At 53.5% G+C, this 26,858-nt stretch carries 27 protein-coding genes and 1 other annotated feature; of the genes, 14 read left to right on the top strand and 13 right to left on the bottom strand.

Features of this window, described 5'->3' with window-relative positions:
• Positions 1–28 precede the first annotated feature (28 nt).
• The gene (gene yieH / locus C3432_RS22445) at positions 29–694 is read right to left on the bottom strand and encodes a 6-phosphogluconate phosphatase (protein ID WP_103779026.1); all 666 of its coding nucleotides are present in this window, start codon (positions 692–694) and stop codon (positions 29–31) included.
• 166 nt (positions 695–860) lie between these two features.
• Between yieH and adeP the strand changes: the two genes are divergently transcribed.
• A complete protein-coding gene (gene adeP / locus C3432_RS22440; RefSeq protein ID WP_103779024.1) occupies positions 861–2,198 on the top strand; it encodes an adenine permease AdeP in 1,338 nt (445 codons plus the stop codon).
• Positions 2,199–2,252: 54 nt separating this feature from the next.
• Here the strand turns inward: adeP and C3432_RS22435 are convergent, their stop codons facing one another.
• From C3432_RS22435 to C3432_RS28565, 10 genes are all read right to left on the bottom strand, one after another.
• Positions 2,253–2,819 carry an NADPH-dependent FMN reductase gene (locus C3432_RS22435; RefSeq protein ID WP_103779022.1) on the bottom strand — a complete coding sequence of 189 codons (567 nt, stop codon included), beginning with the start codon at positions 2,817–2,819 and terminating at the stop codon, positions 2,253–2,255.
• 10 nt (positions 2,820–2,829) lie between these two features.
• Positions 2,830–3,579 (bottom strand): 4'-phosphopantetheinyl transferase family protein, encoded by a 750-nt coding sequence (locus tag C3432_RS22430; protein WP_103779020.1) that lies wholly within the window; start codon positions 3,577–3,579, stop codon positions 2,830–2,832.
• A gap of 147 nt (positions 3,580–3,726) precedes the next feature.
• Positions 3,727–4,686, bottom strand: a complete 960-nt coding sequence (yidZ, locus tag C3432_RS22425) for an HTH-type transcriptional regulator YidZ (protein ID WP_103779018.1) — start codon at positions 4,684–4,686, stop codon at positions 3,727–3,729.
• A complete protein-coding gene (locus tag C3432_RS22420) occupies positions 4,655–5,836 on the bottom strand; it encodes an MFS transporter (protein ID WP_103779016.1) in 1,182 nt (393 codons plus the stop codon). The genes yidZ and C3432_RS22420 overlap by 32 nt, the downstream gene beginning before the upstream one ends.
• A gap of 163 nt (positions 5,837–5,999) precedes the next feature.
• Entirely contained in the window at positions 6,000–7,364 is a 1,365-nt protein-coding gene (gene mnmE / locus C3432_RS22415) for a tRNA uridine-5-carboxymethylaminomethyl(34) synthesis GTPase MnmE (RefSeq protein ID WP_103779014.1), read from the bottom strand.
• Between the two features lie 192 nt (positions 7,365–7,556).
• Positions 7,557–9,203, bottom strand: a complete 1,647-nt coding sequence (gene yidC, locus C3432_RS22410; RefSeq protein ID WP_103779012.1) for a membrane protein insertase YidC — start codon at positions 9,201–9,203, stop codon at positions 7,557–7,559.
• 2 nt (positions 9,204–9,205) lie between these two features.
• The gene (yidD, locus tag C3432_RS22405) at positions 9,206–9,463 is read right to left on the bottom strand and encodes a membrane protein insertion efficiency factor YidD (protein ID WP_001307474.1); all 258 of its coding nucleotides are present in this window, start codon (positions 9,461–9,463) and stop codon (positions 9,206–9,208) included.
• Positions 9,427–9,786 (bottom strand): ribonuclease P protein component, encoded by a 360-nt coding sequence (gene rnpA, locus C3432_RS22400; RefSeq protein ID WP_012000809.1) that lies wholly within the window; start codon positions 9,784–9,786, stop codon positions 9,427–9,429. Before rnpA ends, yidD begins: the two co-directional genes overlap by 37 nt.
• 17 nt (positions 9,787–9,803) lie before the next feature.
• A complete protein-coding gene (rpmH, locus tag C3432_RS22395; protein WP_000831330.1) occupies positions 9,804–9,944 on the bottom strand; it encodes a 50S ribosomal protein L34 in 141 nt (46 codons plus the stop codon).
• 228 nt (positions 9,945–10,172) lie between these two features.
• A complete protein-coding gene (locus C3432_RS28565; protein ID WP_445432939.1) occupies positions 10,173–10,253 on the bottom strand; it encodes a hypothetical protein in 81 nt (26 codons plus the stop codon).
• A gap of 296 nt (positions 10,254–10,549) precedes the next feature.
• Here C3432_RS28565 and dnaA point away from each other — a divergent pair, with 296 nt between their 5' ends.
• The 10 genes from dnaA (at position 10,550) to C3432_RS22345 (ending at position 22,701) form a co-directional block, all read left to right on the top strand.
• Positions 10,550–11,953 (top strand): chromosomal replication initiator protein DnaA, encoded by a 1,404-nt coding sequence (gene dnaA / locus C3432_RS22390; RefSeq protein ID WP_103779010.1) that lies wholly within the window; start codon positions 10,550–10,552, stop codon positions 11,951–11,953.
• A gap of 4 nt (positions 11,954–11,957) precedes the next feature.
• Positions 11,958–13,058: a DNA polymerase III subunit beta gene (dnaN, locus tag C3432_RS22385; RefSeq protein ID WP_103779008.1), complete on the top strand. Its 1,101-nt coding sequence runs from the start codon at positions 11,958–11,960 to the stop codon at positions 13,056–13,058.
• 140 nt (positions 13,059–13,198) lie between these two features.
• Complete coding sequence (gene recF / locus C3432_RS22380; protein WP_103779006.1) at positions 13,199–14,272, top strand: DNA replication/repair protein RecF; 1,074 nt, start codon at positions 13,199–13,201, stop codon at positions 14,270–14,272.
• A gap of 28 nt (positions 14,273–14,300) precedes the next feature.
• Positions 14,301–16,715 (top strand): DNA topoisomerase (ATP-hydrolyzing) subunit B, encoded by a 2,415-nt coding sequence (gene gyrB, locus C3432_RS22375; protein ID WP_103779004.1) that lies wholly within the window; start codon positions 14,301–14,303, stop codon positions 16,713–16,715.
• A gap of 161 nt (positions 16,716–16,876) precedes the next feature.
• Entirely contained in the window at positions 16,877–17,689 is an 813-nt protein-coding gene (yidA, locus tag C3432_RS22370; RefSeq protein WP_103779002.1) for a sugar-phosphatase, read from the top strand.
• 246 nt (positions 17,690–17,935) lie between these two features.
• Positions 17,936–18,625, top strand: coding sequence for a D-galactonate utilization transcriptional regulator DgoR (dgoR, locus tag C3432_RS22365; RefSeq protein ID WP_103779000.1), 690 nt, complete (start codon positions 17,936–17,938; stop codon positions 18,623–18,625).
• Entirely contained in the window at positions 18,622–19,500 is an 879-nt protein-coding gene (locus tag C3432_RS22360; RefSeq protein ID WP_103778998.1) for a 2-dehydro-3-deoxygalactonokinase, read from the top strand. The genes dgoR and C3432_RS22360 overlap by 4 nt, the downstream gene beginning before the upstream one ends.
• Positions 19,484–20,101, top strand: a complete 618-nt coding sequence (locus tag C3432_RS22355) for a 2-dehydro-3-deoxy-6-phosphogalactonate aldolase (protein ID WP_103778996.1) — start codon at positions 19,484–19,486, stop codon at positions 20,099–20,101. Before C3432_RS22360 ends, C3432_RS22355 begins: the two co-directional genes overlap by 17 nt.
• Complete coding sequence (gene dgoD, locus C3432_RS22350) at positions 20,098–21,246, top strand: galactonate dehydratase (protein WP_103778994.1); 1,149 nt, start codon at positions 20,098–20,100, stop codon at positions 21,244–21,246. Before C3432_RS22355 ends, dgoD begins: the two co-directional genes overlap by 4 nt.
• 117 nt (positions 21,247–21,363) lie before the next feature.
• On the top strand, positions 21,364–22,701 hold the full coding sequence (locus C3432_RS22345) for an MFS transporter (protein WP_103778992.1): 1,338 nt from the start codon (positions 21,364–21,366) through the stop codon (positions 22,699–22,701).
• Here C3432_RS22345 and cbrA read toward each other — a convergent pair.
• On the bottom strand, positions 22,698–23,804 hold the full coding sequence (gene cbrA / locus C3432_RS22340) for a colicin M resistance lipid reductase CbrA (RefSeq protein ID WP_103778990.1): 1,107 nt from the start codon (positions 23,802–23,804) through the stop codon (positions 22,698–22,700). The genes C3432_RS22345 and cbrA overlap by 4 nt on opposite strands.
• A gap of 98 nt (positions 23,805–23,902) precedes the next feature.
• Between cbrA and C3432_RS22335 the strand changes: the two genes are divergently transcribed.
• Positions 23,903–25,129: a DUF3748 domain-containing protein gene (locus C3432_RS22335; protein WP_103778988.1), complete on the top strand. Its 1,227-nt coding sequence runs from the start codon at positions 23,903–23,905 to the stop codon at positions 25,127–25,129.
• A gap of 1 nt (position 25,130) precedes the next feature.
• Here C3432_RS22335 and C3432_RS22330 read toward each other — a convergent pair whose 3' ends face one another.
• Complete coding sequence (locus tag C3432_RS22330; RefSeq protein WP_103778986.1) at positions 25,131–25,460, bottom strand: YceK/YidQ family lipoprotein; 330 nt, start codon at positions 25,458–25,460, stop codon at positions 25,131–25,133.
• A gap of 362 nt (positions 25,461–25,822) precedes the next feature.
• Positions 25,823–25,895: a sequence feature (ROSE (Repression Of Heat Shock gene Expression) occurs in the 5'-region of heat shock genes and acts as an RNA thermometer to modulate expression.), on the top strand.
• Between C3432_RS22330 and ibpA the strand changes: the two genes are divergently transcribed.
• Positions 25,889–26,302: a small heat shock chaperone IbpA gene (ibpA, locus tag C3432_RS22325; protein WP_103778984.1), complete on the top strand. Its 414-nt coding sequence runs from the start codon at positions 25,889–25,891 to the stop codon at positions 26,300–26,302. Its footprint overlaps the feature before it by 7 nt.
• A 92-nt stretch (positions 26,303–26,394) precedes the next feature.
• Positions 26,395–26,823: a small heat shock chaperone IbpB gene (gene ibpB, locus C3432_RS22320; protein ID WP_103778982.1), complete on the top strand. Its 429-nt coding sequence runs from the start codon at positions 26,395–26,397 to the stop codon at positions 26,821–26,823.
• The last annotated feature ends 35 nt before the right edge of the window (positions 26,824–26,858 follow it).

Genomic DNA, 26,858 nt, shown 5'->3' with positions numbered 1-26,858 from the left:
GACCGCAGATTGCGTAATGGTTGCTTATTTAACGCGTAATATCCCATCCGCGTGCCTTCCACAATTCAGGCAGCTGCGCCAGATCGGTAAAGGTCGTTACTTTAGGGTGAACGATCGGTTTGTTGTGCGGATCGGCGCAAAAGTAAAACACTTCCATCCCCGCATCAATCCCCGATTGTGCGCCCGCTGACGAGTCATCCACCAGAATGCAATTCTCAACGTGGACGTTCATTGCTTTAGCCGCATGGAACATCAGGGCCGGATCGGGCTTCCAGCGCTGGATATCGTAGCCGCTGAACAGTAAATCCGGGAAGTGGTGCAACATGCCCAGTTTGCCCAGCGAATGCTGCATTTTACTGACCGGTCCGTTAGACACGACGCACATCGGTACTGTCATGCTGTCCAGCAGCGTATTTGCGCCAGCGATAACCTCCAGTTCAGAGTCGAACAGGCGTGCGACCTCAGCACGATAGACAGGCTCTAAATCGGCTTTCGCCAACGTAACGCCGTGCTCCTCGTTGATGATATCAATGATTTCGTAGAGCTTTACGCCCTTAAAGCGTTTAAAGACTTCTTCGAGATCGAGCCTGATACCAAACGCCTGGAACATTGCGACATACGCACGGGAACAGATCACTTCACTGTCGACCAGCGTACCGTCGCAGTCAAAAAATACCGCTTCTATCTGGGGCATGCCTTCCTCTTATCGCTAGTTTAACGTTTACGTCGTGCATAATTGTGCCACGCAATCGTTGCCGTATTAGCAAATTCAATGAAAAAAAGTGTCTCACAACTGCCCTTATTGTCGCATTTTGGTATAGGATAGCGACGAATTTTCCCTCCTTGTTCGGAAATTGATAATGAGTCAACAACACACAACCCAGGCTTCTGGTCGGGGGATGCTGGAACGCGTGTTCAAACTGCGCGAACATGGCACGACGGCACGGACCGAAGTGATCGCCGGTTTCACGACCTTCCTGACGATGGTGTACATCGTTTTTGTTAACCCGCAAATTCTTGGCGTTGCTGGCATGGATACCAGCGCCGTCTTCGTTACCACCTGCCTGATTGCGGCATTCGGTAGCATCCTGATGGGGCTGTTTGCCAACCTGCCGGTTGCGCTGGCTCCGGCAATGGGTCTGAACGCCTTCTTCGCGTTCGTGGTTGTACAGGCGATGGGGCTGTCCTGGCAGGTCGGGATGGGGGCTATCTTCTGGGGTGCCGTTGGCCTGCTGCTGCTGACCATTTTCCGCGTACGTTACTGGATGATTGCGAATATTCCGGTGAGCCTGCGTGTGGGGATCACCAGCGGTATCGGTCTGTTTATCGGCATGATGGGGCTGAAAAACGCGGGGGTGATTGTTGCTAACCCGGATACGCTGGTCAGCATCGGCAACCTGACTTCCCACAGCGTGCTGCTGGGGGTTTTGGGCTTCTTTATCATCGCTATTCTTGCTTCACGTAACATTCATGCTGCCGTGCTGGTTTCCATTATTGTGACGACCCTACTGGGCTGGATGTTAGGTGATGTGCAGTACGAAGGGATTGTCTCCGCACCACCGAGCGTAACGACGGTGATTGGCCATGTCGATCTGGCGGGCTCTCTGAACCTGGGGCTGGCGGGGGTGATTTTCTCCTTTATGCTGGTGAACCTCTTTGATTCCTCCGGTACGTTGATTGGTGTGACCGATAAAGCGGGTCTGGCAGATGAGCAGGGTAAATTCCCGCGTATGAAGCAGGCGCTGTATGTGGACAGTATCTCTTCTGTTACTGGTTCATTTATTGGTACATCCTCGGTTACGGCCTACATTGAATCTTCTTCCGGGGTTTCCGTGGGGGGACGTACGGGACTGACGGCGGTTGTGGTTGGTCTGTTGTTCCTGCTGGTCATCTTCCTGTCGCCGTTGGCGAGGATGGTTCCGGGCTATGCGGCAGCAGGCGCGCTGATTTATGTGGGGGTCCTGATGACGTCCAGCCTGGCGCGTGTGAAGTGGGACGATTTGACGGAATCCGTTCCGGCCTTTATCACCGCGGTCATGATGCCGTTCAGCTTCTCGATTACTGAAGGTATCGCGCTGGGCTTTATCTCTTACTGCGTGATGAAAATTGGTACAGGTCGTCTGCGCGATCTCAGCCCGTGTGTGATCATTGTGGCGCTGCTGTTTGTGCTGAAGATTGTGTTTATCGACGCGCATTAAGTCCGCAGGGATGATAAAAAACCGCCATGCGTTGCTGCTGGCGGTTTTTTTATATCAGGCTTTCACGCGCTGGATGTAATCGCCAAATGCGGTCAACTGACCTCTCAGGTGGTCCAGCGTGCTCTGATCGATGACTTCACCCGTTTGCGGATCCACTTTGTTCTGAATCACACCGCCCATAAATTCCGGCTTGTTCATCACCATTGCATCCAGGAATACCAGAATCTGGCGCAGATGATACTGGCAGCGCGCACCGCCAATCGCACCCATTGAAGAGGTCTGGATCAATACGGGTTTACCGGCCAGCGGCTGATCGGGCAGACGAGACAGCCAGTCGATGGCGTTTTTCAGGCCGCCAGGAACCGAATAGTTGTATTCTGGCGTGACGATAACCACGCCATCGGCGTGACGGATCTGCTCTGCCAGCGCTTCCACGCTTGCCGGGAATCCCTCTTCCTGTTGCAGATCGGCATCATACAGTGGGATATCACCGATTGAGGGTAACGCATTCACTTCCATACCTGCTGGCGCAATTTTCGGCAGCGTACGGGCAACCATACCGTTAAATGAACCTTTGCGCAGGCTCCCCAGTAACGTAACAACATTCAACGATTCAGGCATGATTACTCCATCAGTTAAGCGTATAAGATTTCGCCGCAGAGAGTTGGGCGAATCGTATCAGGCGACCCGTTGGCTCATTGGTGCGGGTCTGGGCATCTGGCAGGTTTTTCCAGCCTTCTTTACCATCAAACTCCCAAACCTGAAGTTTTTCAATGGCTGGCGTAACCGCAACAGACCACACTAATACATCTTCTGCATCGCATATGGCTTCAATCTTTGCAACATGTGCGCATTTTAGCCGCCCTGCGCCGGGTAATAGCTGGAGTTCGCGGGGATTGTCATTACGGACATTGCCGGTAAGTTTTAGCACGCTCTGACGTAAGGTAATAAGCTGCGCACGTGCTTCATTGGGATCGCTCTGGTTGTTGATCCATAAGTTTTCATTACTGGAGAACGAGGTATGTTGAGCTGCGTGCGGGCTATGAAACGCTCGGGTGGCGCGCTGTAGCTCCATATCCAGACCGCATTCGCCCTCAGTGGACAACGCCACGCCAACGATATTTCCCGCGTAGGAGACAGAGAAACCTGGCAGATTTTTGTCGCGAAAGGCAGGTTTTCCCTTCGCCCGCATAATGATTTCAGGTAGCTCGCTGGTGCCATACAGCATGAACATCAGCTCGGCGAGTAAGCCTCTGGAAGCCAGGAAACGTGTTCTACGATGGGGGGGTAAACTTCTGGCTTCGAGATGGCAGGATGAAGGGAGACGAACTGAAATCAGATGCCCTTCCGTAAGAATCCCTCTGGCAAAATGAGTCGCCATTTTTCGCTCCGTGATTAATGGTCCGTGATCATTACGAGAGTAACATTTACGTAAATTATGGACAGGCGAAAATGCTGAAAAGTTCACCCTATAAAGGGTTCAGAATGCTACTTTTACAATTCTTCTGGCTCACTGTTTACTTAAATATCAGGAGAGGTTGCTATAGAGGGTTTTGATCGTCTCTCTTAACCAGATTATTTTGGGGTTATGACTGTTACGTTTATGCCAGAGCATCGTGAAAGGTACCATTAGTTTTTCTCGTTGGGCGGCATCGAAAGGCAACGGACGCGCCACCAGCGGTAGCTGATGAAGCTGGTTATAGCGTTTGCAATAATGAGGCGCCGTGGCCAGCATGGCGTGTTCTGGTTGGGCGGCCATAAACAGCGATTGCTCAAAGCCCGGCAGGCTCATCGCGATATGGCGCTGAAGCCCCATTTCCTGCAGGACATCATCCAGCGCCCAGGTGTCGCTCTGTTCCCAGCAGATGCTGATATGCGGATAACGCAGAAATGTCTCCAGATTCCATTCTTCACGTAGAGCCGGATGATCTTCGCGCAGCCATACCCAGGGTAAATCGCTGAACAGCACTTCAAAATCGATCGACAAAGGCAGCAGACTCAGTAGTTCACGTGAACGTGGATGGCTTTCTCGTCCGGTAAAACCAATATCCACCTCACCGCGCGTAATGGCGTCCAGGGAGTCGTAATCCCAGCTACGTACCTTAATGGTGGCCTGTGGATAGCGCTGGTAGATCTGCTGTGACAGCGCATTGAACATGATCATCATCAGCGGTGATTCGGCAACCAGCTCGAATTTCAGTCCGCGAGGGGTTTCATGATGCGGCTGATCCAGGAGTTGATTCCCCATCTGCATCCAGTCCGCCAGATTCTGCTCCATACTCAGCATCAGCGGCGTTGGCGTCAGGCCGAGAGGGGTTTTCACAAACAGGGGATCATCAAACCAGGTTCGTAACTTCGACAGTGATTTACTTACTGCCGAAGGCGTGACGTTCATTCGCTTCGCCGCTTTGGTTACACTGCGTTCCTGCATCAGAAGCTGCAAACATAACAATAAGTTAAGATCGAGATTGGTGATGGCTTTCTTCATGGGCGGGTACGGGCCTGTTGGATGCGACGAGCATAATCAATAACAGACTCACTATGCTACAGACAATCAGAATCCCGATCAGCATATTCAGCGCATTGATGCCAATGACGGCCGCCAGCCAAATCCACAGCGACGACCCGCAGACCTGGGCTATTCCCAGCGCGGAGCTGGCCACGCCCGCTCGCAGCGAAAACGGTCCCAGAGCCTGGCTCATCGCCACACCAAAGCCGACCGAGAAACCGGCACAGATCAGCGTCAGGCCAAAGAGGGTGGCTGCATGGGAGTGCGCAAGGCTGAGTACCACGCCAGCCACCAGAAACAGCCCCTGCGAAGTTATCATCAGCGTACGTGGTTTAAAGACGCCTAACGCAAACGGCGTGGTGAATGAAACCGCCATGCTGACGCCGGCGGTCAACGCCATCGTGGTGGCATACTCGCCGCGATCGAACCCCATCATCTCCATGAGCAATACCGGTGAAGAATTCACAAAGGTGAGGATTACCGAGACGCTCAGGGTGGTAATGGCCAGACGGCTGAGGAAAAAGCGGTTGATCAGTGATTCTGTATTTTGCGCGGTATGTGAGGTGGATACATCGCGTTCTGGCCGCGTTTCTCTGAGGATAAACAACGACAGCAGGCAAACCGTTACCCCCATCACCATCATGGTATAAAACAGGCTTTGCCACGAAAATCGCAGCATAATCAGGTGCCCAAGTACCGGTGCCAGCACGGGCACGATGCAGGTAATGCCGTTCAATAACGACAGCACTTTAGCCCGACGGCGATCGTCCAGCGTATCGCGCAGGATCGCAAAAGCGACGACATAGCAGCTCCCGGCACCCACTCCCTGAATAAAACGACCGATCAGGAATAGCGAGCCATCCGTCGCCTGCGAACAAAGTGTGGAGGCGATAATAAAAATTACCGCGCCTGCAATCGCGACTGGTTTGCGTCCTGACCTGTCGGCAATCTTCCCTGCAAACAGCATGGCGGTAGCCATCCCGGTCAGATAGACGGAAAACGCGATATGCAACTGCGCCTCGCTGGCGTTGAGATCGGCGGCAATGCGCGGTAAACCAACAAGGTACATATCGATTCCGGCAGGATAGAGTAAAACCAGGGCAAAACTGCAGATTAGAAAGCGAGTCATAGCGTCCTCACGACAAGTGTGGCGCTAAGCATACGGGGAGAGGGTCAGTAGTACGAGTTGCCATTTGGACAACAGTAATTTCCTGTGAGGAAAGATGGGTTACCTTAGACGACTTACGTGAATCAGTTTGCCCGGGAAGCGTAGCGCCACCGGGCAAACCATGTTATTTGCCGATACAGAAACTGGAGAAAATTCGGCCCAGCAGATCGTCAGAGGTAAACTCACCGGTGATCTCGCTCAGCGCCTGCTGTGCCAGCCGCAGCTCTTCCGCCAGCAGCTCACCAGCCCATGCGCCAAGCAGCTGTGCTTTACCCTGCTGGAGATGTTCTGCGGCTTCGGCCAGCGCCTGCAGGTGACGACGGCGGGCAAGGAAACCCCCTTCCATATTGGTGTCAAAGCCCATGCTCTGCTTGAGATGGTTACGCAGCACGTCCACGCCTTCGCCGGTACGTGCGGAGAGGCGAACCAGTGAGTGACCATTTACTTCACTGAGCCCCAGCGTCTCGCCGGTGATATCGGCCTTGTTGCGCACCACGGTAATCGGCAGTCTGGCCGGTAACCGGGCGATAAAATCGGGCCAGATATCTGCCGGGTCAACGGCGTCGGTGGTGGTGCCATCAACCATGAACAGCACGCGGTCGGCCTGCTCAATCTCCTGCCAGGCGCGCTCGATACCGATACGTTCAACTTCATCGCTGGCATCACGCAGACCGGCGGTGTCGATGATGTGCAGCGGCATTCCGTCAATGTGGATATGTTCGCGCAGTACGTCACGGGTGGTCCCGGCGATGTCGGTGACTATGGCCGCTTCACGTCCCGCCAGCGCGTTCAGCAGGCTCGATTTCCCGGCGTTAGGGCGTCCGGCGATGACGACCTTCATCCCTTCGCGCAGCAGGCTTCCCTGTCGCGCTTCTGCGCGTACAGCGTCAAGGTCGGTTATCACGCCATTCAGCTGTGCTTCGATTTTGCCGTCTGAGAGAAAGTCGATCTCCTCATCCGGAAAATCAATAGCTGCTTCCACATAGATGCGCAGGTGAGTAAGTGCTTCCACCAGATGGTTAATACGGTTGGAAAACGCGCCCTGCAATGAGTTTAATGCCGATCGCGCCGCCTGCTCTGAACTGGCGTCAATCAGATCGGCAATCGCTTCTGCCTGGGCTAAATCGAGCTTATCGTTAAGGAACGCCCGTTCGGAAAACTCGCCGGGTCTGGCAATACGCAGGCCGGGGATCGTCAGAATACGTTTTAACAACAGGTCGAGGATCACCGGACCGCCGTGGCCCTGCAGTTCCAGCACGTCTTCTCCGGTGAAGGAGTTTGGACCGGGGAACCACAGCGCGATGCCCTGATCCAGTGGGGTGCCGTCGGTATCTTTAAACGGCAGATAATCAGCGTAGCGCGGCTTTGGCAGTTTACCCAGTACCGCTTCAGCTACCTCGCGCGCCTTCAGGCCGGAAATGCGCAGTATGCCTACACCACCGCGTCCCGGTGGGGTTGCCTGGGCGACGATAGTGTCGTTATGGCTCATGGATTATCTCTTTGTAAATGTAAAAAAGGCGGTCTTTTGACCGCCTTCTCTGGCATAAAATTTACCGCAAATACTCGTAATAATTCAAGTTGCAGGAAGGCGGCACGTTTGTGCGTCCCAGTCACTTACTTCAGTAAGCTCTGGGACAAGCAAATGAAACCAACACACCTGCGGCTTGAAGGATGAAGAGTATCAGGATTTTTTCTTCTCGCGGCTATGCAGACCACGCTTCTCCAGACCACGGTAAATCAGCTGCTGCTGGATGATGGTTACCAGGTTGCTGACGATATAGTACAGCACCAGACCTGACGGGAACCACAGGAAGAACACGGTGAAGATGACCGGCATAAAGGTCATGATCTTCTGCTGCATCGGGTCGGTCACGGTGGTCGGAGACATCTTCTGAATGAAGAACATCGTCACGCCCATCAGGATCGGCAGGATGTAGTACGGGTCCTGTGCGGACAGGTCATGGATCCACAGTGCGAACGGCGCATGACGCAGTTCAACGGAGCCCATCAGCATGTAGTACAGCGCAAGGAAGATTGGCATCTGGATAATCAGAGGGAAGCAGCCGCCCAGCGGGTTAACCTTCTCTGCTTTATACAGGGCCATCATCTCCTGGCTCTGACGCTGTTTGTCATCGCCCAGACGCTCACGCATCGCCTGAATTTTCGGCTGCAGCATACGCATCTTCGCCATGGAGGTGTACTGCGCTTTGGTCAGCGGGTACATGATGCCACGAACGATAAAGGTGATGATGATAATGGAGAAGCCCCAGTTACCCACGAAGCTGTGGATCCATTTCAGCAGCTTAAACAGCGGCTGAGAGATGAACCACAACCAGCCGTAGTCAACTGTCAGATCCAGGTGCGGTGCAACGGCCGCCATTTTGTCCTGGATTTCCGGGCCGACCCACAGGGTGCTGGTCATCGCGCCAGTCTGACCCGGCTGTACCAGTACCGGCTGCGATTTGTAGCCGATAGCGGCAATGCCGTTACCCAGATTAGCGGTATAGAAGTTATTGGTGCCGTCGTTACGTGGAACCCACGCAGTCGCGAAATACTGTTGCAGCATCGCCACCCAGCCGTCTTTAGCGTTGACGTTCAGGTTTTCGTTGTCGGCAATGGTGTCAAATTTGTATTTCTCATACTTCGCATCCGGCGTGGAGTACGCTGCGCCGCGGAAGGTGTGCAGCGCAAAGTTGCTGCTACCGGTGTCGCGATGAGAAGGCAGATTGATGGATTGCTTCAGCTGACCAAAGGTGGAGACTTCCAGCGGTTTCTCGCCAGCGTTCTGCACGCTGTAGTTAACGTTGACAGCGTATTCACCACGCTTGAGGACAAACGTTTTAGTAAACGTGTTGCCTGCCGCGTCAGTCCAGGTCATCGGGATCTGCAATTCATTCTGCCCGTCAGCCAGTACAAACGTATCTTTTTCAACGTTGTACAGTGGACGTGGGCCGTTAGCCGGATTATCCGGACCGTCACGACCTGTCAGACCGCTCTGAGCCTGATAGATAAACTGTGGCGTCGTTTCCAGCAACTGGAACGGTTCGCTGGAACCAAGCTCTTTCGGGTAAGCTGGCAGCATGGCCTGTTCAACATCACCACCACGGGTGTTGATGGTCAGATCAAGCACGTCAGTCTTAACCGTAATCAGTTTCCCCTGGCCACTGGCCGGTACGCCCTGGTCGGCGGCGCTACCCGCTGCGGTGGTCGTTGTCTGCGTGGTCTGTTGGGCCTGAGGCTGCGGATTGTTATCCTGCTCCCAGGCTTGCCAGATCATGAAAGACACGAACAGCAAAGCGATGACTAAAAGATTGCGTTGCGAATCCATCGTTAGTGTTCTCTGGTATCAAATGGTCCGGGTGGGACGGGATCGTCACCACCAGGGTGTAAAGGGTGGCATTTTAATACGCGTTTCACCGTCAACCAACTGCCTTTTATCACTCCAAACCTGCGCAATGCCTCAATTCCGTAGCTTGAACACGTTGGCGTGAAACGGCAATGCGGCCCAAGCAGCGGACTGATCAGGCGTTGATAGACCCGAATAAGGGCTATCAGGACCCGCGAGCCAGGCGACAGTGGCGGCGCCATAATTTTTCCAACGCTTCCGAGAGAGCACGGTTATCGAGGTCGGCAACCCCTTTTTTCGCCACCACCACGAAGTCCATTGCTGGAAGCTCGTGTTGACGCAGACGAAAGCTTTCACGCGTCAGACGTTTAATCCGATTGCGTTCATGGGCGCGTCGAACGTTTTTCTTGGCGACTGTAAGACCGATGCGGGGATGCCCCAGCGAATTCAGGCGGCCGAGGATGGTGATTTGCGGCGTGCCAGCCCGTTGTGGCTGCTGGAAGACGAATGTGAAATGACTGGGAGTTAACAAACGTAACTCCCTGGGAAATGCGAGCTTAACCACTCAGGGGTTAGCTTTTATTACTTGGAAACGGTCAGACGAGCGCGGCCTTTAGCACGACGACGTGCCAGAACCTGACGACCATTTTTAGTAGCCATACGAGCACGGAAGCCGTGAGAACGGTTGCGCTTCAGTACAGACGGTTGAAAAGTGCGTTTCATGGCGATTTCTACCTAAACTTGAATAAATTCATGACATTTACGAGTGCCCGAACGAATTTCAAATGACGGACGCCCAAGTCGTGGGTGATTAAAGAGGCCGGATTGTAATAATTGTACACTCCGGAGTCAATTCTCTTTCCTTAAATCCCTGCGTTTTTCCGCGCCTTTTAGTGCGAAAAACAAGCAGCGCTGACGCCGTATGACGGGCATTGCGTGACGGGTGGAGAATTATACGGGCTGGCGAGTAAAGCGCAAGGATCGCCCGGGATCTTTATTCGATCGTTTAAGCAGTATATCGTCTTTACTCATTAATTTTTCCAATATGCGTGCGAAATCCTGCTGCACGTAGTCAGGATCGTTTACACTTATCCGATTCTGTGTTGGCCTGTGGATAAATCGGGAAGAATCTGTGAGAAACAGAAGATCTCTTGCTCAGTTTACGCTATGATCCGCGGTCCCGATCGTTTCAAAGGATCCTGATCGGGTAAAAATTGCAGATAGCAATTCGCACGTCACCCTTTGCACAGGGTCTTGTCGATGTGCGTCAAAAATCATGAACGTTTCAGCCTTTGTCATTTATCGACTTTGTTCGAGTGGAGTCCGCCGTGTCACTTTCGCTTTGGCAGCAGTGTCTTGCCCGATTGCAGGATGAGTTACCAGCCACAGAATTCAGTATGTGGATACGCCCATTGCAGGCGGAACTGAGCGATAACACGCTGGCTTTGTATGCGCCAAACCGTTTTGTGCTCGATTGGGTAAGAGACAAATACCTTAATAATATCAACGGATTGCTAAATAACTTCTGCGGAGCGGATGCCCCACAACTGCGTTTTGAGGTTGGCACGAAGCCGGTGACCCAAACGCTCAGAACACCTGTGAACAATGTGGTGGTGCCAGCGCAGGCGGCGGTCGTTCAGCCTCAGCGCGCCGAACTTTCTGCGATGCGTTCGGGTTGGGATAATGTCCCCGCTCCGGCAGAACAGACCTATCGTTCCAACGTCAACGTTAAACATACGTTTGATAACTTCGTCGAAGGTAAATCCAACCAGCTGGCGCGCGCGGCGGCACGTCAGGTGGCGGATAACCCCGGCGGCGCCTACAACCCGTTATTCCTGTATGGCGGCACCGGTCTGGGTAAAACCCACCTGCTGCACGCGGTGGGTAACGGCATTGTGGCGCGTAAGCCGAATGCGAAAGTGGTGTATATGCACTCCGAACGTTTTGTACAGGATATGGTTAAAGCCTTACAGAACAATGCGATTGAAGAGTTTAAGCGTTACTACCGTTCCGTCGACGCGTTGCTTATCGATGACATTCAATTCTTTGCCAATAAAGAACGATCCCAGGAAGAGTTCTTCCACACCTTTAACGCTCTGTTAGAAGGTAATCAGCAGATCATTTTGACGTCGGATCGCTATCCAAAAGAGATCAACGGCGTTGAGGATCGTCTTAAATCCCGCTTCGGCTGGGGACTGACGGTGGCGATCGAACCGCCTGAGCTGGAAACCCGCGTAGCGATCCTGATGAAAAAAGCGGACGAAAATGATATTCGTCTGCCAGGCGAGGTGGCGTTCTTTATTGCCAAGCGGCTACGCTCTAACGTGCGTGAGCTTGAAGGGGCGCTGAACCGCGTTATTGCCAACGCCAACTTTACCGGACGGGCGATCACCATCGATTTCGTGCGGGAAGCGCTGCGCGATCTGCTGGCGTTGCAGGAAAAACTGGTTACCATCGACAATATTCAGAAGACGGTAGCCGAGTATTACAAAATCAAAATAGCGGATCTGCTATCCAAGCGTCGATCTCGCTCAGTGGCACGTCCGCGTCAGATGGCTATGGCGCTGGCAAAAGAGCTCACCAACCATAGTCTGCCGGAAATTGGCGATGCGTTTGGCGGGCGCGACCACACTACCGTCCTTCATGCCTGCCGTAAGATTGAGCAGTTGCGTGAAGAAAGCCATGACATAAAAGAAGATTTCTCAAACTTAATCAGAACATTATCTTCGTGACGCTATGAAATTTACCGTTGAACGTGAACATTTATTAAAACCGCTTCAGCAGGTCAGCGGCCCGCTGGGTGGTCGTCCTACGCTGCCAATTCTCGGAAACCTGCTGTTGCAGGTGGCTGACGGTACGCTTTCTCTCACTGGCACCGATCTTGAAATGGAGATGGTGGCGCGCGTTGCGTTGATTCAACCTCATGAACCCGGAGCAACCACCGTCCCTGCGCGGAAGTTTTTTGATATCTGCCGCGGCCTGCCCGAAGGCGCCGAAATTGCTGTCCAGCTGGAAGGCGATCGTATGCTGGTGCGTTCTGGTCGCAGTCGCTTCTCTCTTTCCACGCTGCCTGCCGCAGACTTCCCGAATCTGGATGACTGGCAGAGTGAGGTGGAATTCACCCTGCCGCAGGCAACGATGAAGCGTCTGATTGAAGCCACCCAGTTCTCGATGGCGCATCAGGACGTGCGTTATTACTTAAACGGCATGCTGTTTGAGACTGAAGGCGAAGAGCTGCGCACCGTGGCAACCGATGGCCACCGTCTGGCGGTCTGTTCAATGCCTGTTGGACAATCGTTGCCCAACCATTCGGTGATCGTACCGCGTAAAGGGGTGATTGAACTGATGCGTATGCTCGACGGCGGTGAAAACCCGCTGCGCGTGCAGATTGGCAGCAACAACATCCGTGCACACGTTGGCGACTTTATCTTTACCTCCAAGCTGGTGGATGGTCGTTTTCCGGACTATCGTCGCGTACTGCCGAAAAATCCGGATAAACATCTGGAAGCCGGTTGCGATATTCTCAAGCAGGCTTTTGCGCGAGCGGCAATTCTTTCTAACGAGAAATTCCGCGGGGTGCGCCTGTACGTCAGCGAAAACCAGCTCAAAATCACCGCCAACAACCCGGAACAGGAAGAAGCGGAAGAGATCCTGGACGTTACTTATCCGGGGACTGAACTGGAAATCGGCTTTAACGTCAGCTATGTGCTGGACGTACTCAATGCGCTGAAGTGCGAAAATGTGCGCATTATGCTGACCGACTCGGTTTCGAGCGTACAGATTGAAGATGCTGCCAGCCAGAGTGCGGCGTATGTTGTCATGCCAATGCGTCTGTAGAAAAGTATCGGGCTATCTTACTTGTTATTCTGGCTCCGGGCAGTGCTCGCAATCCTCACGTACTCCAGTACGTTCCGGTTGTTGCGCGCTGGCCGTAACCAGATTAATGGCGACGATAACGCCCTGGTTATGAGCTGATCATGTCGCTATCCCGACTGCTTATTAAAGATTTCCGCAATATCGAAAACGCGGATCTCGCTCTTTCCCCTGGCTTTAATTTCCTGGTAGGCGCTAACGGCAGCGGTAAAACCAGCGTTCTGGAAGCCATCTATACGCTCGGCCACGGTCGGGCGTTTCGTAGTTTGCAGATTGGCCGTGTGATTCGCCACGAGCAGGAGTCTTTTATTCTCCACGGGCGTTTACAAGGGAATGAGCGTGAAACGTCGATTGGCTTAACCAAAGATAAGCTGGGCGACAGCAAAGTCCGTATTGATGGCACCGACGGTCACAAGGTGGCGGAGCTGGCGCATCTGATGCCGATGCAGCTGATCACGCCGGAGGGGTTTACTTTACTCAACGGCGGTCCCAAATACAGAAGAGCGTTCCTTGACTGGGGATGCTTTCACAATGAAGCCGGATTCTTCACCGCCTGGAGTAATCTTAAGCGTCTGCTCAAACAGCGCAACGCGGCCCTGCGCCAGGTGAGTCGTTATGAGCAACTGCGCCCGTGGGATAAAGAACTGATCCCGCTGGCGGAACAAATCAGCACCTGGCGCGCGGAGTACAGCGCCGGTATCGCGCAGGATATGGCGGATACCTGTCAGCAGTTTCTACCCGAGTTTTCTCTCTCCTTCTCATTCCAGCGCGGCTGGGAGAAAGAGACAGATTATGCCGAGGTGCTGGAGCGCGGTTTTGAACGCGATCGCATGTTGACTTACACCGCGCACGGTCCGCACAAAGCGGATTTTCGCATTCGCGCTGACGGTGCGCCGGTGGAAGATACCTTGTCGCGTGGGCAGCTAAAGCTGCTGATGTGCGCCTTACGTCTGGCGCAAGGGGAGTTCCTCACCCGCGAAAGCGGGCGGCGGTGTCTCTACCTGATAGATGATTTTGCCTCTGAACTTGATGATGCGCGTCGTGGGCTGTTAGCCAGCCGCTTAAAAGCGACGCAATCTCAGGTCTTTGTCAGCGCAATCAGCGCTGAACACGTTCTGGACATGTCGGACAAAAATTCGAAGATGTTCACCGTGGAAAAGGGTAAAATAACGGATTAACCCAAGTTTAAATGAGCGAGAAACGTTGATGTCGAATTCTTATGACTCCTCCAGTATCAAAGTCCTGAAAGGGCTGGATGCGGTGCGTAAGCGCCCGGGTATGTATATCGGCGACACGGATGACGGCACCGGTCTGCACCACATGGTATTCGAGGTGGTAGATAACGCTATCGACGAAGCGCTCGCGGGTCACTGTAAAGACATTGTCGTCACCATTCATGCCGATAACTCCGTATCCGTACAGGATGACGGACGCGGCATCCCGACCGGTATTCACCCGGAAGAGGGCGTATCGGCGGCGGAAGTGATCATGACTGTCCTGCACGCAGGCGGTAAATTCGACGATAACTCCTATAAAGTGTCCGGCGGTCTGCACGGCGTTGGTGTTTCCGTAGTAAACGCCCTGTCCCAGAAACTGGAACTGGTTATCCAGCGTGATAACAAAGTTCATCGTCAGATCTATGAGCACGGCGTGCCGCAGGCACCGTTGGCAGTGACAGGCGATACCGACAAAACCGGTACCATGGTGCGTTTCTGGCCGAGCCACGAAACCTTCACCAATGTCGTTGAGTTTGAATACGAGATTCTGGCCAAGCGTCTGCGCGAACTGTCTTTCCTGAACTCCGGCGTTTCTATTCGCCTGAAAGACAAGCGTGACGGTAAAGAAGACCACTTCCACTATGAAGGCGGCATCAGGGCGTTTGTTGAGTATCTCAACAAGAACAAAACGCCGATCCACCCAAATATCTTCTACTTCTCCACCGAAAAAGACGGTATCGGCGTGGAAGTGGCGTTGCAGTGGAACGACGGCTTCCAGGAAAACATCTACTGCTTTACCAACAACATTCCGCAGCGCGATGGCGGTACTCACCTGGCAGGCTTCCGTGCGGCGATGACCCGTACCCTGAACGCCTATATGGACAAAGAAGGCTACAGCAAAAAAGCCAAAGTCAGCGCCACCGGTGACGATGCCCGTGAAGGTCTTATTGCGGTCGTTTCCGTGAAGGTGCCGGATCCGAAATTCTCTTCTCAGACTAAAGACAAGCTGGTCTCTTCTGAGGTGAAAACGGCGGTGGAACAGCAGATGAACGAACTGCTGAGCGAATACCTGCTGGAAAACCCGTCCGATGCCAAAATCGTGGTGGGTAAAATTATCGATGCCGCGCGTGCGCGTGAAGCGGCACGTCGCGCCCGTGAAATGACGCGTCGTAAAGGTGCGCTGGATCTGGCCGGTCTGCCAGGCAAACTGGCTGACTGCCAGGAACGCGACCCGGCGTTGTCCGAACTGTACCTTGTGGAAGGGGACTCTGCGGGCGGCTCTGCTAAGCAGGGGCGTAACCGCAAGAACCAGGCGATTCTGCCGCTGAAAGGTAAAATCCTGAACGTGGAGAAGGCCCGCTTCGACAAGATGCTCTCTTCCCAGGAAGTGGCGACGCTGATTACTGCACTGGGCTGCGGCATTGGTCGCGACGAGTACAACCCGGACAAGCTGCGTTATCACAGCATTATCATCATGACCGATGCGGACGTCGACGGCTCGCACATCCGTACGCTGCTGTTGACCTTCTTCTATCGTCAGATGCCGGAAATCGTTGAACGCGGTCACGTCTACATTGCGCAGCCGCCTCTGTACAAGGTTAAGAAAGGTAAGCAGGAACAGTACATTAAAGACGATGAGGCGATGGATCAGTACCAGATCTCCATCGCGCTGGACGGCGCGACGCTGCATGCCAACGCCAGCGCCCCGGCTCTGTCTGGCGAAGCGTTAGAAAAACTGGTTTCTGAGTACAATGCTGCGCAGAAAATGATTGTTCGTATGGAGCGTCGTTTCCCGAAAGCGTTGCTGAAAGAGCTGGTTTATCAGCCGACGCTGAGGGAAGCCGATCTTTCTGATGAACAAACCGTAACGCGTTGGGTGAATGCGCTGATTACTGAGCTGAACGAGAAAGAGCAGCACGGTAGCCTGTGGAAGTTCGATATTCACCATAATGTGGAACAGAATCTGTTTGAACCGATCGTTCGCGTGCGTACCCACGGTGTGGATACCGACTACGTGCTGGATCACGAATTTGTGACCGGCGGCGAGTACCGTCGTCTCTGCACGCTTGGCGAGAAGCTGCGCGGCCTGATTGAAGACGACGCCTTTATCGAACGTGGGGAGCGTCGTCAGCCGGTTGCCAGCTTTGAGCAGGCCCTGGACTGGCTGGTGAAAGAGTCCCGTCGTGGTCTTGCTATCCAGCGTTATAAAGGTCTGGGCGAGATGAACCCGGATCAGCTGTGGGAAACGACCATGGATCCGGAAAGCCGTCGTATGCTGCGCGTCACCGTAAAAGATGCGATTGCTGCCGACCAGCTGTTCACTACGCTGATGGGCGACGCCGTTGAACCGCGTCGTGCGTTTATCGAAGAGAATGCCCTGAAAGCGGCGAACATCGATATTTAATGGTGTAATGCCGTACAATCTGCCCGGTTGCATTGCGCTGCCGGGCTTTTTTTGCCCGCAAAAGGGGGAACCCGCATCCGCTTTCGATCCCCCTTTTCATTGCTGTTTTTTGAGCGGAATCGCGTTAGCATGAGGGAGGATTCATTTAATCTGGGGAACTCATGGCTATCAAACTCATTGCTATCGACATGGATGGCACACTTCTGCTGCCCGATCACACCATTTCACCTGCGGTTAAAAACGCAATTGCTGCGGCGCGAGCGCGTGGTGTTAACGTGGTGCTGACCACCGGGCGTCCGTATGCCGGTGTCCACAGCTATCTGAAAGAACTTCACATGGAACAACCCGGCGACTACTGCATAACCTATAACGGTGCTCTGGTGCAGAAAGCGGGGGATGGCAGTACTGTGGCGCAAACGGCGCTAAGCTATGACGATTATCTCTTCCTTGAGAAGTTATCCCGCGAAGTGGGTTCACATTTCCACGCGCTGGATCGCAACACGCTGTATACGGCGAACCGCGATATCAGCTATTACACCGTGCACGAATCTTACGTCGCGACTATTCCGCTGGTGTTCTGTGAGGCGGAGAAAATGGACCCGGAAACGCAGTTCCTGAAAGTAATGATGATTGATGAGCCAGCGATCCTCGATAAAGCGATAACGCGCATTCCGGCGGAAGTGAAAGAGAAATATACCGTCCTGAAAAGTGCGCCGTACTTCCTCGAAATTTTAGATAAACGCGTCAACAAAGGTACCGGTGTGAAGTCGCTGGCCGATGCGCTGGGAATCAAACCGGAAGAGATCATGGCGATTGGCGATCAGGAAAACGATATCGCGATGATTGAATACGCGGGCATGGGGGTGGCGATGGACAACGCGATTGCGTCAGTGAAAGACGCGGCGAATGTTATCACCAAATCCAACCTGGAAGATGGCGTGGCGTACGCGATTGAGAAATACGTATTGATTTAAAGCTTTCCCGTTTGTCCCGGAGCCCGCGTTTATCGCGGGTTTTTTTATGCCTCCGGCCCGCTCCGGATAACATTTATTTTACCGATTGCCGTTTTTGTGATCTAAATTGTAGTACAACATTATTATGTTGTACTACATTGGACAAACGGAGACGATGAATAACCTCACGTTAGTACTACAAAATTGAGGTAAATTTCAGCAGTGACGGTAAAGTAGAGAAGTACATACAGAGCACAAGGACTCTCCATGACTCTCAACAAAACCGACCGCATCCTCATCACGCTGGGCAAGCAGATTGTCAGCGGCAAATACGTACCGGGTTCGGCACTGCCTGCGGAAGCCGATCTATGCGAAGAGTTTGAAACCTCGCGCAACATTATTCGTGAAGTGTTTCGCTCGCTGATGGCGAAGCGATTAATCGACATGAAGCGCTATCGCGGGGCGTTTGTCGCACCACGAAACCAGTGGAACTACCTCGATACCGAGGTGTTGCAATGGGTGTTGGAAAACGACTATGACCCACGCCTTATTAGCGCGATGAGTGAAGTACGAAATCTGGTGGAACCCGCTATCGCGCGCTGGGCGGCGGAACGGGCGACATCTGGCGATCTGGCTGAAATTGAGTCAGCGCTCAACGACATGATCGCCAACAACCAGAATCGGGATGCCTTTAACGAAGCGGATATTCGCTATCACGAAGCGGTGTTGCAGTCGGTACATAACCCGGTTTTACAACAGCTTAACGTGGCGATTACCTCACTACAAAGAGCGGTATTTGAACAAACCTGGATGGGGGATGAGGGCAATATGCCTAAAACGCTCCAGGAACATAAAGCGCTGTTTGATGCTATACGGCATCAGGATAGCGACGCGGCAGAGCAGGCGGCGCTCACCATGATCGCCAGCTCAACACGAAGGCTTAAGGAAATCACATGACAGCTCGCTACATCGTAATTGACTGGGGATCGACTAATTTGCGCGCCTGGCTTTATCAGGGCGACAAATGCCTGGAGAGCAGGCAATCAGAGGCAGGCGTGACGCGTCTGCATGGTAAATCTCCTGAAGCGGTGTTAGCAGAAGTCACACAAAACTGGCGCGACAGCGCTACCCCCGTGGTGATGGCGGGAATGGTTGGCAGCAACGTGGGCTGGAAAGTAGCCCCCTATCTGTCGGTTCCCGCCCATTTCTCAGCCATTGGCGAGCAGTTAACTGCCGTTGGCGACAATATCTGGATCATTCCTGGACTTTGCGTCTCCCGCGAGGATAACCACAATGTCATGCGGGGCGAAGAGACGCAGTTGCTTGGCGCACGTACGCTTTCCCCCTCTTCCGTCTACGTGATGCCGGGTACGCACTGCAAGTGGGTGCAGGCCGATGCTGAGCAAATCCACGATTTTCGCACCGTGATGACCGGTGAATTGCATCACTTGCTGCTGACGCATTCGCTGGTGGGGGCTGGTTTACCAGAGCAGGAAACCTCCCCCGGGGCGTTTACCGCCGGGCTTGAGCGCGGCCTCGCTTCGCCTGCCGTTCTGCCGCAACTCTTTGAGGTTCGCGCCTCGCACGTGCTGGGAACACTTGCCCGCGAGCAGGTCAGCGAGTTCCTTTCTGGCCTGCTGATTGGCGCCGAAGTTGCCTGCATGACAGAACAATTCACGCAGCAGCAGGCCATTACTCTCGTCGCCGGGACGGGGCTAACCTCGCGTTATCAACAGGCCTTCCACGCCATTGGGCGTGAAGTATCCGCAGTTTCCGGTGATACGGCATTTCAGGCAGGTATAAGGAGCATCGCTCATGCAGTGGCAAACTAATCTCCCGCTTATTGCGATATTACGTGGCGTAACGCCCGATGTCGCGCTGGCACACGTTGGTGCGGTTATTGATGCAGGCTTTGATGCCGTTGAGATCCCTCTTAACTCTCCGCAATGGGAGAAGAGTATTCCGGCTATTGTGGATGCGTATGGCGAAAAGGCGCTGATCGGTGCCGGTACGGTACTCAAACCTGAGCAGGTGGACCGGCTTGCGCAAATGGGCTGCAAACTTATCGTCACGCCCAATATTCAGCCCGAGGTCATTCGCCGGGCGGCAGGTTATGGCATGACCGTTTGTCCCGGTTGCGCCACAGCGACAGAGGCGTTTACCGCACTGGAGGCGGGGGCACAGGCGCTGAAAATCTTCCCTTCTTCGGCGTTTGGTCCGGACTATATCAAAGCGCTGAAAGCGGTGCTGCCATCTGAGGTACCTGTTTTTGCCGTTGGCGGCGTAACGCCGGGGAACCTGGCTCAATGGATTAAGGCAGGTTGTGCAGGTGCCGGGTTGGGCAGCGATCTCTATCGTGCCGGACAATCCGTTGAGCGTACCGCACAGCAGGCTATGGCATTTGTTAAAGCGTACAGAGAGGCTGTGAAATGAAAATAACCAATATCACCACATACCGTTTACCCCCGCGCTGGATGTTTTTGAAAATTGAAACTGATGAAGGTGTGGTGGGATGGGGGGAACCCGTCATTGAGGGGCGCGCGCGCACCGTTGAAGCGGCGGTGCATGAGCTTGGCGACTACCTGGTTGGTCAGGATCCGGCACGTATCAACGATTTGTGGCAGGTAATGTACCGTGCCGGTTTCTATCGTGGTGGGCCGATCCTGATGAGCGCTATCGCGGGTATCGACCAGGCGTTATGGGATATTAAAGGTAAAGTGCTGAACGCGCCGGTCTGGCAGCTGATGGGCGGTCTGGTGCGGGACAAAATCAAAGCCTATAGCTGGGTGGGCGGCGACCGTCCGGCAGAAGTGATCGACGGGATTAAAAAGCTGCGCGGCATCGGTTTTGACACCTTCAAGCTGAACGGCTGTGAAGAGATGGGATTGATTGACAACGCACGTGCGGTGGATGCGGCGGTTAATACTGTGGCACAAATCCGTGAAGCCTTTGGTCACAAAATTGAATTTGGTCTCGACTTTCATGGACGCGTCAGCGCACCCATGGCGAAAGTGTTAATTAAAGAGCTGGAGCAATACCGTCCACTGTTTATTGAGGAACCGGTGCTGGCTGAACAGGCGGAATATTATCCAAAGCTGGCGGCGCAAACGCATATTCCAATCGCCGCTGGAGAGCGCATGTTCTCGCGTTTTGAGTTTAAGCGTGTACTGGAAGCGGGTGGGCTGGCGATTCTGCAACCGGATCTGTCGCATGCGGGCGGCATTACCGAATGCTACAAAATTGCCGGGATGGCGGAAGCTTATGATGTGGCGCTGGCGCCGCACTGTCCGTTAGGCCCGGTCGCGCTGGCCGCCTGTCTGCACGTCGACTTTGTCTCGCGTAATGCGGTGTTCCAGGAGCAGAGTATGGGCATTCATTATAATAAAGGCGCAGAGCTGCTCGACTTTGTGAATAACAAAGAAGATTTCAATATGGAAGGCGGCTTCTTTAAACCGTTAATGAAGCCGGGTCTTGGTGTGGATATTAACGAAGCCAAAGTCATCGAACTCAGTAAAAACGCGCCGGACTGGCGTAATCCATTATGGCGACATGAAGATGGCTCAGTAGCCGAGTGGTAAATGCGCGTCATACTTCGCGCTGGCTGCGCTTGCTTACCTCGGCTCGAATTATTTAGCGCATTTGAGTTACGTTTTTAATTAAAAAAAATCAAATACACCCTCTGTAAATTAACGGGCATGGTGAGCGGCCTCGCTATGCCCAAAATCTGGAGACAGATTGCGATGGATATTTCTGTTACTACTGCAAAACCCGGGCGTCGCCGTTATCTGACGCTTATTATGATCTTTATTACCGTGGTTATTTGTTACGTTGACCGTGCGAACCTTGCCGTGGCATCGGCGCATATTCAGGAAGAATTTGGTATCACTAAAGCAGAAATGGGGTATGTCTTCTCTGCTTTCGCCTGGCTCTATACATTATGCCAAATCCCCGGCGGCTGGTTCCTTGACCGGGTGGGATCGAGACTGACCTACTTTATTGCCATTTTGGGCTGGTCTGTGGCGACGCTATTCCAGGGGTTTGCCAGCGGATTATTCTCGCTGATTGGCCTGCGCGCCATCACCGGGATATTTGAAGCTCCGGCCTTTCCGACCAATAACCGGATGGTAACCAGCTGGTTCCCGGAACATGAACGCGCCTCTGCCGTGGGTTTCTATACCTCCGGGCAGTTTGTTGGCCTGGCGTTTTTGACGCCGCTGCTCATCTGGATCCAGGAATTGCTGAGCTGGCACTGGGTGTTTATCGTGACCGGGGGAATCGGGATTATCTGGTCGTTAATCTGGTTCAGGGTGTATCAGCCGCCGCGGCTGACCAAAAATATCACTAAAGCTGAGCTGGACTATATTCGCGATGGCGGTGGTCTGGTGGATGGTGATGCGCCTATCCGGAAAGAGGCGCGTCAACCGCTGACTAAGGCTGACTGGAAACTGGTATTCCATCGTAAGCTGGTGGGGGTTTACCTGGGGCAGTTTGCGGTAACGTCTACGTTATGGTTCTTCCTGACCTGGTTCCCAAACTATTTAACTCAGGAGAAAGGCATCGCTGCGCTGAAAGCGGGTTTTATGACCACGGTGCCTTTCCTGGCAGCTTTCTTTGGCGTGCTGCTCTCCGGCTGGTTGGCGGATAAGCTAGTGAAAAAAGGCTTCTCCCTGGGGGTGGCGCGCAAAACGCCGATTATCTGTGGTTTGCTGATTTCCACCTGCATCATGGGGGCGAACTATACCAACGATCCGGTGTGGATCATGACCCTGATGGCGCTTGCCTTCTTTGGCAACGGTTTTGCTTCCATCACCTGGTCGCTGGTTTCGTCCCTCGCTCCGATGCGTCTGATCGGGCTGACCGGCGGAATGTTTAACTTTGTCGGTGGATTAGGCGGTATCACGGTACCGCTGGTGATTGGTTACCTGGCGCAGGATTATGGTTTTGGCCCTGCGCTGGTCTATATCTCCGCCGTTGCCCTGACAGGTGCGCTCTCTTACATTCTGCTCGTTGGTGAAGTCGAACGCGTGGGTTAATTTTCACTTGCCAGTCCGCCAGCCGTTGCGGCGGACTGCCTGTCCTGACTGAGCGGAATATGCGCCACGCCGCTTTGCATGATCCATTTCCGGGTAAAGGCCGACGTTAATATCCGGCTCTTGATAATCTTACCGTAGAGTTTGATACGCAGTTTGCGGGAGGCTTTCTGGTAAGCACTATTTTTGTTCTCTGCGCCCTGAATTAACACGGATTTGAGGAGCGCTGCGCTGTCGAGCGCGTAGCTAATGCCTTCCAGTGAGCTGGCGCTGATAAAACCTGCCGCTTCGCCGATCAAAAACGCATTCTCTTCACCGCAAACGAAATCCTTCCAGCGTGAAGGAAACAGCACCGTACATTTCTCGCTTTTCACCGGCTGGGCGAACTGGAAATGAAAGGCCTCCATCTTCGCTTTCAGTGCGTCAAAACGCGCCTGACCGTCTTTCATCGGATAAGCCCCGCCAAAGATAAAATAACCATCTTTGCTGATACTCCAGGAGTAGCAGTCTGTTACGGCATTATCAAAAATACATGAGTAAAACGGGACGGCATGTTTTTCCGCGAACCACTGCTGGATGGCGACATATTTGCGGATCTGATGCTGTGGATAGAGATAACGGCGCACCAGTGAATTAGCGCCGTCGGCACCCACCAGATAGCGGGCGGTAATCTGCTGCTCCCAACCGTCAGCGCGGAAGATAACATGCCATTTATCCTCCTCGCGCCAGACTTTTCGGCACAGGCTGTCGTGGTAAACCTGCACGTCCTCAGGGATGAGCGATTTCATCCATAAATCAAACGCATGACGATTGATATTGATGTAGCTGCGCTGGTAGTTACGCATCAGTGATGCTTCGACATCCACCGTTTTGACGCTGAAAATCTGCGGGTTGGCGATAACCTCGACAGGGAGCGTAATCCCGTCGCGAATAAACGAACGCTGAGCGTCCGGCGCCAGTAAACCTCCACAGGGCTTGGTGAAGCCGTCGTTTCCACACTGATGCTTTTTATCCAGGGCGATCACGCGCATCTTCCCGCTTAATTGCCGTGCCAGCGCCGCCCCGGCAGGACCTAAGCCGATAATCGCCACGTCAAAATGTTCCATCTTTCTGCCTGCAATAATTGAGATGACGATACGCTAAAGCCTGAAAGTGAAGTCCTTGTGAAGTATGATGGCTGAAATTGTCTCGGATCGGGTATCCCATGAAGCAAATCACCTTTACGCCGCGTAATCATCAGCTTACCAATACCAACACCTGGACGCCTGACAGCCAGTGGCTGGTTTTTGATGTTCGTCCTTCCGGCGCATCGTTTACCGGTGAGACTATCGAACGGGTTAACGTTCATAGCGGCGAGGTGGAGGTTATCTGGCGTGCGACGCAGGGGGCGCACGTTGGCGTGGTGACCGTTCATCCGAAGTCCGAAAAATATGTGTTTATTCATGGGCCTGAAAATCCGGATGACAGCTGGCATTACGATTTTCATCATCGTCGCGGGGTGATTGCTGACAGGGAAGGTATCACCAGTCTGGACGCGATGGATATCACTGCGCCGTATACGCCAGGCGCGCTGCGCGGCGGCAGCCACGTGCATGTCTTCAGTCCGAACGGGGAGTTCGTCAGTTTTACCTATAACGACCATGTTCTGCACGAGTATGATCCGGCGCTGGATTTGCGTAACGTTGGCGTAGCAACGCCCTATGGCCCGGTGACGGTATCCGTTCAGCATCCGCGTGAGTACAGCGGTAGTCGCTGGTGTGTGCTGGTGAGCCAGACGACGTCCACACCACGGCCAGGCAGCAATGAGATTAACCGCGCCTATGAAGAGGGATGGGTGGGAGACCGCGCGCTGGCGTTTATTGGCGACACTCTGTCGGTAAACGGTGAGAAGGTGCCGGAGCTGTTTTTGGTTGATTTACCGCAGGATGAAAAGGGCTGGAAGCAATCCGGGGATGCGCCGCTGGCAGGAACCGAATTAACGCTGCCTGCGCCTCCGCGCGGGGTGATTCAGCGCCGTATGACCTTTACCCATCACCGCGCATTTCCGGGGGTGGTGAACGTGCCACGTCACTGGGTGCGCGTCAATCCTCAGGCGTCAGAGATTGCGTTTCTGATGCGTGATGACCACGGCGTCGTTCAGCTTTGGCTTCTCTCTCTCGCTGGCGGTGAACCACGCCAGCTTACGCATAACGCGACCGATATCCAGTCGGCATTTAACTGGCATCCATCAGGCGACTGGCTGGGTTTTGTTCTGGAAAATCGTATTGCCTGCTGTAATGCCCGGACAGGGGCGATTGCGTTCTTAACGCAGGATCACGGTAACCCACCTTCTGCTGATGCCGTCGTCTTTTCGCCGGACGGTCAGTGGGTCGCGTGGATGGAAGACGTGGCGGGTTTCCGTCAGCTTTGGATGACGAAAACCGGGCGTTAAATCAGGGGGCAGATATTCTTGCCGGGGGGATAATGGCATTGGTTGCCTGCGTGCTCTGCTCGCTCTTTTCGACGCGGGATCTGACCGAGCTGTCTTTGCGAAACAGATCCCACGGCAGAAGAATCGTATCCATGACGGCGGTAAATGGCATATCCAGTATTGCCAGCGATTTAGTACCCCAGTTGGTGTCATCGTCACCGATCATCGCGGCGCTGGCGCGTGTGCCCGGGTATGTTCCTTCTTTACCCCCCGTATGTGACATTATGCTGGAGCAACCGCCCAGAAAAACCATTCCACAGCACATCAGCGCTAACAACACATTTCTTATCATGATTCATTCATCTGTTGATTATCGGTGTTTGCATGGTGAGTTATAGCGATCCCTTGCCAGAAATAACATCATCATCACGTCGCACTGTGGCGGTTATCGCACTTTAACGTTTGGTGCTATCACACCCAGTCTATGCAATATACTTGTCATACTTCAAGTTGCTGGTGTGTTGCCGCGTTACTCGCCCCTTCGGGGCCAGCGCTAGCGCTGTTCAAAACGACGACGCGTTTTGTCCCGCAACTCGAATGATTTAGAGTATAGACAGCAAACTGCAAAAAAAAGTCATATCAATACGCTTGAAAAGTTTGTAACCAGACCCATTTTTAAGATGTAGACAAAGAAAGAGCACGCCTGATGGGTGTTCTGGGTACCGGACCTGTCCACGATGGAAGGTCGAACATTCTCGCTGATTTCAGGAGCTATTGATTATGCGTAACTTTGATTTATCCCCGTTGTATCGTTCTGCTATTGGTTTTGACCGCCTGTTTAACCTGCTGGAAAACAACCAGAGCCAGAGTAATGGCGGCTACCCTCCGTATAACGTCGAGCTGGTGGACGAAAACCATTACCGTATTGCCATCGCCGTTGCTGGTTTTGCCGAAAGTGAGCTGGAAATTACCGCCCAGGACAACCTGCTGGTGGTGAAAGGGGCGCATGCGGACGACCAGAAAGAACGTACCTACCTTTATCAGGGTATCGCGGAGCGCAACTTTGAACGTAAGTTCCAGTTAGCAGAGAACATTCATGTTCGTGGCGCAAACCTGGTGAACGGTCTGCTGTATATCGATCTTGAGCGCGTGATTCCGGAAGCGAACAAACCGCGCCGCATCGAAATCAACTAATTCTGTGGGCCGCTTCAGGCGGCCCTGCTAAGCAATCGGCTTGCCGTCAGGGAGCCGAAAGGTACTTACTCGCTTCTTAGAAGGAGATTATTATGCGTAACTACGATTTATCCCCGCTGCTGCGTCAATGGATCGGTTTTGACAAACTGGCTAACGCACTGCAAAACGCCGGTGAAAGCCAGACCTTCCCGCCCTATAACATTGAAAAAAGCGACGACAACCACTACCGCATTACCCTCGCGCTGGCCGGTTTCCGTCAGGAAGATCTGGATGTTCAACTGGAAGGCACGCGTCTGACCGTGAAAGGAACGCCGCCGCAGCCAGAAAAAGAGAGCCGCTGGCTTCATCAGGGCCTGGTTAGCCAGTCATTCAGCCTGAGCTTTACCCTGGCTGAAAATATGGAAGTCTCCGGTGCGGCCTTCACCAATGGCTTACTGCACATCGATTTAACCCGTAATGAGCCAGAAAGCATTGCACCACAACGTATCGCCATTAGCGAACGTCCCGCATTAAATAGCTAATTAGCTCCTTGCCTTTGCCCCGCCAGAAATGACGG

This window comes from Citrobacter amalonaticus, assembly GCF_002918555.1.
Classification (GTDB): Bacteria; Pseudomonadota; Gammaproteobacteria; order Enterobacterales; family Enterobacteriaceae; genus Citrobacter_C; species Citrobacter_C amalonaticus_A.
The sequence above is the reverse complement of the archived record's forward strand: the minus strand, read 5'-3'. Positions and strand labels throughout refer to the sequence as shown.

Coding starts and splice junctions, on each gene's coding strand:
- adeP (WP_103779024.1), top strand. CDS start 861: ATGAGTCAACAACACACAACCCAGGCTTCTGGTCGGGGGATGCTGGAA.
- ibpB (WP_103778982.1), top strand. CDS start 26,395: ATGCGTAACTACGATTTATCCCCGCTGCTGCGTCAATGGATCGGTTTT.
- ibpA (WP_103778984.1), top strand. CDS start 25,889: ATGCGTAACTTTGATTTATCCCCGTTGTATCGTTCTGCTATTGGTTTT.
- cbrA (WP_103778990.1), bottom strand. CDS start 23,804: ATGGAACATTTTGACGTGGCGATTATCGGCTTAGGTCCTGCCGGGGCG.
- yidD (WP_001307474.1), bottom strand. CDS start 9,463: ATGGCGCCGCCACTGTCGCCTGGCTCGCGGGTCCTGATAGCCCTTATT.
- C3432_RS22435 (WP_103779022.1), bottom strand. CDS start 2,819: ATGCCTGAATCGTTGAATGTTGTTACGTTACTGGGGAGCCTGCGCAAA.
- yidZ (WP_103779018.1), bottom strand. CDS start 4,686: ATGAAGAAAGCCATCACCAATCTCGATCTTAACTTATTGTTATGTTTG.
- C3432_RS22430 (WP_103779020.1), bottom strand. CDS start 3,579: ATGGCGACTCATTTTGCCAGAGGGATTCTTACGGAAGGGCATCTGATT.
- C3432_RS22335 (WP_103778988.1), top strand. CDS start 23,903: ATGAAGCAAATCACCTTTACGCCGCGTAATCATCAGCTTACCAATACC.
- C3432_RS28565 (WP_445432939.1), bottom strand. CDS start 10,253: ATGAGTAAAGACGATATACTGCTTAAACGATCGAATAAAGATCCCGGG.
- recF (WP_103779006.1), top strand. CDS start 13,199: ATGTCGCTATCCCGACTGCTTATTAAAGATTTCCGCAATATCGAAAAC.
- dgoD (WP_103778994.1), top strand. CDS start 20,098: ATGAAAATAACCAATATCACCACATACCGTTTACCCCCGCGCTGGATG.
- yidC (WP_103779012.1), bottom strand. CDS start 9,203: ATGGATTCGCAACGCAATCTTTTAGTCATCGCTTTGCTGTTCGTGTCT.
- C3432_RS22355 (WP_103778996.1), top strand. CDS start 19,484: ATGCAGTGGCAAACTAATCTCCCGCTTATTGCGATATTACGTGGCGTA.
- yieH (WP_103779026.1), bottom strand. CDS start 694: ATGCCCCAGATAGAAGCGGTATTTTTTGACTGCGACGGTACGCTGGTC.
- dnaN (WP_103779008.1), top strand. CDS start 11,958: ATGAAATTTACCGTTGAACGTGAACATTTATTAAAACCGCTTCAGCAG.
- C3432_RS22420 (WP_103779016.1), bottom strand. CDS start 5,836: ATGACTCGCTTTCTAATCTGCAGTTTTGCCCTGGTTTTACTCTATCCT.
- dgoR (WP_103779000.1), top strand. CDS start 17,936: ATGACTCTCAACAAAACCGACCGCATCCTCATCACGCTGGGCAAGCAG.
- C3432_RS22360 (WP_103778998.1), top strand. CDS start 18,622: ATGACAGCTCGCTACATCGTAATTGACTGGGGATCGACTAATTTGCGC.
- gyrB (WP_103779004.1), top strand. CDS start 14,301: ATGTCGAATTCTTATGACTCCTCCAGTATCAAAGTCCTGAAAGGGCTG.
- C3432_RS22330 (WP_103778986.1), bottom strand. CDS start 25,460: ATGATAAGAAATGTGTTGTTAGCGCTGATGTGCTGTGGAATGGTTTTT.
- mnmE (WP_103779014.1), bottom strand. CDS start 7,364: ATGAGCCATAACGACACTATCGTCGCCCAGGCAACCCCACCGGGACGC.
- C3432_RS22345 (WP_103778992.1), top strand. CDS start 21,364: ATGGTGAGCGGCCTCGCTATGCCCAAAATCTGGAGACAGATTGCGATG.
- rpmH (WP_000831330.1), bottom strand. CDS start 9,944: ATGAAACGCACTTTTCAACCGTCTGTACTGAAGCGCAACCGTTCTCAC.
- yidA (WP_103779002.1), top strand. CDS start 16,877: ATGGCTATCAAACTCATTGCTATCGACATGGATGGCACACTTCTGCTG.